The organism is Candidatus Cloacimonadota bacterium, assembly GCA_011372345.1.
GTDB lineage: Bacteria > Cloacimonadota > Cloacimonadia > Cloacimonadales > TCS61 > DRTC01.
The window spans coordinates 1-1719 of the sequence record DRTC01000520.1 but is presented as its reverse complement, the minus strand read 5'-3'; the positions used below and the strand labels follow the sequence as shown (position 1 = coordinate 1719).

The following is a 1719-nucleotide window of genomic DNA, read 5'->3' as shown; positions in this document are numbered from 1 at the left end:
TTTTATCATCCAATGAATCACGATCTTTGTAAATATAATCGAAAAATATTATATTATTCCCGCATTTCTGAAAAAAGAAAAATCTGTGCGGCATCGGACGAATTTCCCCAAAATTATATTTATGGATATTCCATTTTAAATAACTTGATCGAAAAGAATCATTTTGAGCCATCCTGACGATTAAACTTTTAATATTCTTCTTTGTGTCTTCATTTAATGAACTAAAGTTTTCCATGACTGCTGATTTGTTACCATCTACAATATAAAAAATTTCATTTATGGTTTTACCATAATTCTTCTCTATATTTAATTTTCTAAATATTACAGCATTTCTTAATACCATTCACAAAACCTCTGTTAAGTTATAGGTTAACATTGTCAATGAAAATTTTAATTTTCCCTTCAAAACTTACTCACCACCTGCAAACAATATTTCATCTTATCTTCGGAATTCCATCTATCCGCAATCTTGAATTGTATTTCCGAACTTTTCAAAACCTGGTATTTCAAAAGCAGATAAGAATAAATCCCATCTCCTGAAAAAATGGAATTCTGCATAATACCGTCCACATTGTTTTCATACATATAATGCAGAACCTTATAAGGCTCGGTATCTGAACGATAAACAGCAAGCTGGGTGATAAGTTCCAGGTTTCCGGTTTTCCATTTGAGTTGTTCATAAGCTAAAATACCTCCGGAAAAAACTTCTTCTGCAGGGAAATATTCTGTTACCAGTTCGCAGCGGGTTTTTATTCGCAAAGCAGGGAAAACCTGTTGCCACCAATCGAAACGGAAAAGAGTTCTCTTAAAATCCCTTATTTTGGAAACTTCATCGAGAGTTTTAAGTTTTTCCTTATTTTTGTGCTGCAAAGTAAACCTGAATCCATTCTTCCCGTAATGAATTTCCAGTTGGATAAATTGCTCACTGCCTGCTGTCGGCATTTTTTCCAGATATCGAGTTCCCGGGAATTTCCAGACATCGAAATAAATATTGAGTTTGGTTTTCCTGAAGGGAAGAAGCGTGATACCGTAATACAAACCGATCTCATTATCGAAATTTGCACTTTGAGCGGAGAAAGGTTTTCCGTGAAAGGTGGAGAAATTCTTCTCATAATAACGGAAGAGCAGCAGTTGACGAATTTTATCTTCTCCCCATTTTGTCCCGATCAATCCAGCTATCTTATCATTAGCATAAGCTATTTCACCGAAAGTAGGATATTTACCCGATATCAGATAAAAATTCGCACCCGCTGCCGTATAATCATTTGCTTTTTCAGGATCATTAAAATCATTATCGAATTTATGTTTGGAAATATTGACCCCAAAACGATTTCTCCCCAAATCATAATTCAAAGCAGTTCCGAAAATATCTTCCCTGACATTATCTTTTTCCGCTTCATCATAATTGAGTCCGCTCAAATTGAAAGAAGTAATTTTAGAAGTAACGGTGTCGATATTAGCACTTAAAAATGTCCTGGAATAGAATGGGATCAAATCAAAATTCCCGATTTTAAGTTGTGCTGTTGCTCCTTCCAATTCCCAAATTTCATACGAACTTGTATAGGTCTTGATCGGTTTATATTTTTTTACGGGAATACTCGTTGCTTCCGCACTTTTGGACATTCCCAGTTTGGGAGCAAACAAAATTCCCTGACCAAGAGCCAAACGATATTTTCCCAAAATAGCTTTTTTCAGGTAATTTTTGCTGTTGTATTCGAT

The 1719-nt window shown here is 34.8% G+C and carries 1 protein-coding gene; it reads right to left on the bottom strand.

Going from position 1 to position 1719, the window contains the following annotated elements:
- Positions 1-343, bottom strand: a 343-nt coding sequence (locus tag ENL20_09970; protein ID HHE38882.1) for a hypothetical protein, incomplete at its 3' end; no start/stop codon positions are given.
- Positions 344-1719: the final 1376 nt, after the last annotated feature.